Consider the following 4,871-nt stretch of genomic DNA (forward strand, 5'->3'; position numbering starts at 1 on the left):
GTCCAAAGAAGTGCGGGGTCGGTGGATCGCGTGAATTGCACCGCTGCCATGAACCACTCGGAAACCATTCCGGCACACACCGACTGCTCGTTGTGTACGAAGGGTTGCGTTCATGCGTGCGCGGGTCTGGCTTGCCCTGACGCTGCTGGTGTGTGTCGTCGATGGTCACGCCCCGCGCGGACGCGAACCGCGCAACCCTGATGCGGAAGCAGGTTGGAGCAGGGGCGTCGAGGCGCTGAAGCGCCCGTCCATCAGAGGAGCGGTGTAAGCTCATCCGCCAGGATAGGTGAGAGGGCGGACAGTGCTGCCGTTCATGAGGAGATCCGGGCCGTGAGCCGGCGCCCTGCTGTGTCCAGTTCCCCCGCCGCACCGACGCTCATGCGACTGCCCGGCCAAGGCTTCACGGGCGAGCCCCGAGGAACTGGCTCGGGCCCGTCTGTCGTCGCATGCTCGCCCGCTGCGCGCCGTTTGGTGTCGCGAACGCCCCGGACGCGCGTCCGGGGGAGGCAGGTGCTGTAGCAGCCAGCCAAAGCGGCGTCGCCTGTGTCAGCCTATCCTCAGGACCTTCCTGCCCAAGCGCTCGGCTTCCTCCCGCCACGCATCGCGCTCGGTCCGGATGGCCTCGACGAGGGCGTGCATGTTCCCGGCGTCGATGGCGGTCTCGACGAGCATGTCTTGAGCGGAGGCCAGTTGCTCCCGCAGTTCGGCGTTCTCGGCTGCAAGTGCCAGGAGCAAAGCGGCCACGACATCGCTCATTCACGCCCCTGGCCCCCAAGGCAGTGCGTCTAGCCAGGCTCAAGCTTGGCCGCAATTGCGTACAATCAGCGCGACTGCGCCGGCGAGGCCGCACCCGGACGTTGCGAGATGACACCCTGGTGCTGCTCTTCCGGCGCGCGGCCGAAGCCGATCGCTGAGGGTATGGTGGTGCGGGGTGGTTAACGGATCCTGTACGAAGGCCACTGGGACCGCCTGCACTCGATCGTTGGATCAAGCCGCCCGACGGTTCTTCTTCGGTGCGTTCTAAGCCATCGCCCCCGGCCGGCCGAGGCCGATCGCTTTGGCGAGCGCCGAGCGCCGGGCAGCGTAGCTTGGGGCGACCATCGGGTAATCGGGCGATAGACCGTACTGGAGCCGGTAGCGCTCCGGCGTCAGCCCGTGCGCGGTGAGGTGGCGTTTCAGGGTCTTATAGGGCCGTCCGTCGAGGAAGCTGACGATCCCATCGTCTCGGATCGATTTGTGGATTTGGGCTTTGCTCGGCTTCTCGATATCGAACTCGGACACCGGCACTGAGCCGCCCGGCTTCAGCGTATTGAGAGCCGCGTGGATGCTCTTAATCAGCTTCGGAAGCTCGACTACGGGGACTGAATTCTTCGTGACGTAGGCAGAGACGATTTCGCCGGTAAGCTCGGCCAAATTCAGGCCTGAATTGTGAAAATCTTCGGTCATCAAGACATTCTTTCGGATAGTTTATGCCCCCGTAAAAACTAGTTTTCATACGAAACGTCACAAGTAAATGCGGCTTCCGACCGCATAGATCGGTGAAATTGTCGCATCTGGTGGGATAAATACTTTCTTGGAGGCGGGAACTATGATCGGGGGCCAAATGGCTCGCGGTGGCATGACGTCGGCCCGAATTGGGCGCACAGGGCAAAGCACAAGCCCTGATCGAAAAGGCAGCAAGAGAAGGCCGCCCGAGCGTCCCTGTCAGCCGCGGATACGAAGTAACGAAAGAGTACGGGGGTCAGGGGTCAGCCGCTGATCGGGAATGGCGTTGCCTAAACCGTTGTGACGCTCTGGCTTATGCGGCAACGGCGTCGCATCGGAAACGTTGCGAGGGATCCGCCAGTGCCCGTTCCATCTCCTTCCGAAACCCCTCGGCTCCATCGTGCCAAGCAGCCGGATCAGTCTCGTACAGCGCCATGACCTCATGAAAGCGCTTGTGCGCGCACCCGAACGCGGTGTCATGCAGGCCGTGCTTGTCGAAGAACACTCCGATGCTGCAGGCATGCGGATCCTTCGATGCTTCCTTCCAAGCCACCGGTAGAGGCTGACCCATCAGGGTCCGACACGCCTCTACCACGCGCAGGTGGCCTGCATAGGCGCCCAGCATCGACGTCGGCGTCCGGTCCATCTCCATGCCCACCGTCGGCCGTGCCGCCATCCATGATGCGATAGCCGCTCCAGGCATCGGCCGTGCGATCCCGTAGCCTTGCCCGAGATCGACCCCAAGTACGCGCAAAGCGTCGCGGATCTCAGCTGTCTCCACGCCCTCGACGATAAGCCGCTTGCCGATGCTGTGAGCTAGGCTCTGCAGGCTGAGCACGAAGTGCAGGTCTCGGGGCTTCTGTCGGAGCCCGCGCGCAAACGACTGGTCGAGCTTCATGATGTCAACGGGCAGATCGCGCAGATTGATCAGGGACGAGTAGGCGCTGCCGATATCGTCGAGTGCGATGCGGATGCCGAGTGCACGGATGGCCTGCAGGCGCTCTGACATTCGAGCGAAGTCCGAGGTCGCATGGCCTTCCAACAGTTCCAGCACCACTGCGCCATCCGGGCTGAAGGCGTGCTGATCGAGTACGTCGCGCAGAAGATCGACGAATCCATCCGCGAGCACCAGCGGCACCTCCACGTTGACGCTGACGTAGGGGCCTGAGCCATCACCTCCCAAGCTCTGCCGCAGCGAGACCGCTTGCCCGAGCATCGTGCGAAACAGTTCGGCGAGGGCGTCCTGCGGTAGGCTGGACAGGAAGTCCGCCGGTGGAAGGAGCTGGTCGCCGCGCATGAGCCGCGCGAGCGCCTCGTAGCCGACGATCTCGCCTGTGCGCAGATCCTCGATGGGTTGGAAGGCGGCTCTTATGTCGAGGCTTAATTGGTGCAGCACGGATGTGCTGCGGGAAGCAGCCGCGCGTGGCCTGCGAGCCCGAGCGTGGTGCACGGTCATAGTGATCCTATTGGGTCTGGATCGGGAGGTGCTTAGCCACGACGTAGGGTTGCAACCTGATCCATATTACATTGCGCAACCGTTAACGACCACGACAGCCCTGAGCCGAAGAGTCCGCAATGTATTTGGGCGCTCAGATCACAAGGCGCAGATCTGTCTCGTCCGGTTCGGCAGCACGAACCTGGTTCCGACCCGCGCCTTTGCCCACGTACAGCGCCGCATCTGCCTCCGCGACGAGTGCAGCCGCGTTGGGCGCTAAGACCTCAGGAACGCTGGCTACGCCACAACTCACCGTGAGAACTGTATGCGGCCCAGATGCGTGGGGCATCCCCCAACCCATTACCGCCGCCCGGATCCGCTCGGCCACGACGATCGCACCCGCGGTGTCGACCTCAGGCAGGATGACCCCGAACTCCTCGCCGCCGATGCGACAAGCCGTATCGCTCGCGCGATTGGCCGCTGCTCGGATCGAGCCAGCGATCAGTCGGAGCGCTTCGTCGCCGCGCTGATGACCATAGCTGTCGTTGAAGCCCTTGAAGCAATCCGCATCGATCAGGATCAATGCCACCGGCCGCTGGCCCCGCACTGCACGGTCCCATTCCTGTGCGAGCGCCTCATCGAAGCGCCGCCGGTTGCCGAGGCCAGTTAGGGCATCGGTGGTCGCCTGTGCCGCGAGGCTGGCGTTGGCTGCGACCAGCTTCGCCTCGGTCTGCTCGCGTCGGCCCAGTTCTCTACGCAGCAACCAAGTCAGCCCAGCCGTGACGCCGCAGAGACTGAGCAGTATGAAGCCTAAGCTGAGTGCCTGATGCCACCACTCGGCGTAGATTGTGGACGATGCCACGGCGATGCTGAGGGTGAGGGGGCCCGTGCCGAGCCGCGCGAAGGTGAGCCGACGTTCGCCTTCCCCAAACATCGCCGGACCGACGAAGCTGCCTTCGCGCATCGCGATCATGCGGCGGTAGCTCGGGGCATCGGCCACGCTCGCGCCGATCACGCTCTGCCCAAACGGCTCGCGCATCAAGACGACGCCCTGAGGTCCGAAGAGCGTGACGGTCCCAGCATGCTCGGCACCGACTGAGGCGAACAGGCTGCGCAGGTAGTCGATCTTGATGCCGCCGACCACGACACCAGCGAACGAACCGTCGGAGTTCGACAAGCGGCGGGAAAGCATGATCATCGGCTGACCACTCACCCGCGAGACAGCGGGCGGGCTGATGTGCAGATCATCGTCATCTGGATGGGCGGTGAAGTGACGGAAATATTCGGTATCAGACCGATCCAGCCCCTTCGGTACCGATGGGCTCGAGCCGGAGACGATGGTGCCGCGCATGTCGAGAAGCAACAGGAAGGCGAAGCCAGGCGCGGATGCGGCACGGTCGAACAGGATCATCCGGCGAAGCTCGGGTGTAGCTTCCACGACACCGGGACGACCGATGTTTTCTACAACGGCCTGTAGTGATAGGTCATAGAGTTCGATGTTGCGCGCGATATCGCGGCCGAGCACCTGTACGAGGCTGTTTGCTACTAACTGGCTGCGGCGCTCCGCATCTGTACGCATCTGCCAGAGCAGAAGGGCGGCCACGCAGATCAAGCCGGTGACGGTTAGGAAGTTGGCAAGGGCCAGCCATCGAGCCAGGGATGGCCTGGACCATGAGCCATCGACGTGCCCTCGGGAGCTAGCTACAACGTGCGCCACCTCGAGCCTGCGCGGTTTGAACATCCCGACGCAGTCAGCCGCAAATCAATTACGAAGCCCTTAGCGCGATGTAGACACTTCGTGGTCTTCGCACCCGAAGTCTAGGGAGGAAACGCCATACGGCGCCGCACGTCAGTGCGCTGCAATAAGGATGGTGCGTCGCGACCAGTGTCAACGCTGAACCGCGCTCAGCTTCCGCAGATCGCCGCCGATGTCATGCGGAACTCATAAGGT

The 4,871-nt window shown here is 63.2% G+C and carries 4 protein-coding genes; all 4 read right to left on the minus strand.

The genetic code is table 11. The annotated features are described in order from the left end of the window. Positions 1-546 precede the first annotated feature (546 nt). Positions 547-756, minus strand: a complete 210-nt coding sequence (locus tag MKK88_RS15720) for a hypothetical protein (RefSeq protein WP_244001244.1) — start codon at positions 754-756, stop codon at positions 547-549. A gap of 264 nt (positions 757-1,020) precedes the next feature. Then, a complete protein-coding gene (locus MKK88_RS15725) occupies positions 1,021-1,446 on the minus strand; it encodes a MucR family transcriptional regulator (RefSeq protein ID WP_244001246.1) in 426 nt (141 codons plus the stop codon). Positions 1,447-1,798: 352 nt separating this feature from the next. Further along, a complete protein-coding gene (locus MKK88_RS15730; RefSeq protein WP_244001248.1) occupies positions 1,799-2,881 on the minus strand; it encodes an EAL domain-containing protein in 1,083 nt (360 codons plus the stop codon). A gap of 193 nt (positions 2,882-3,074) precedes the next feature. Continuing rightward, on the minus strand, positions 3,075-4,523 hold the full coding sequence (locus tag MKK88_RS15735) for a sensor domain-containing diguanylate cyclase (RefSeq protein WP_244001250.1): 1,449 nt from the start codon (positions 4,521-4,523) through the stop codon (positions 3,075-3,077). Positions 4,524-4,871 lie beyond the last annotated feature (348 nt).

It is taken from the genome of Methylobacterium sp. E-005 (genome assembly GCF_022829725.1).
In the GTDB taxonomy this organism is placed as follows: domain Bacteria; phylum Pseudomonadota; class Alphaproteobacteria; order Rhizobiales; family Beijerinckiaceae; genus Methylobacterium.

Excerpts from the sequence above, each read along its gene's own strand:
- MKK88_RS15720 (WP_244001244.1), bottom strand. The coding sequence starts at position 756 with ATGAGCGATGTCGTGGCCGCTTTGCTCCTGGCACTTGCAGCCGAGAAC.
- MKK88_RS15725 (WP_244001246.1), bottom strand. The coding sequence starts at position 1,446 with ATGACCGAAGATTTTCACAATTCAGGCCTGAATTTGGCCGAGCTTACC.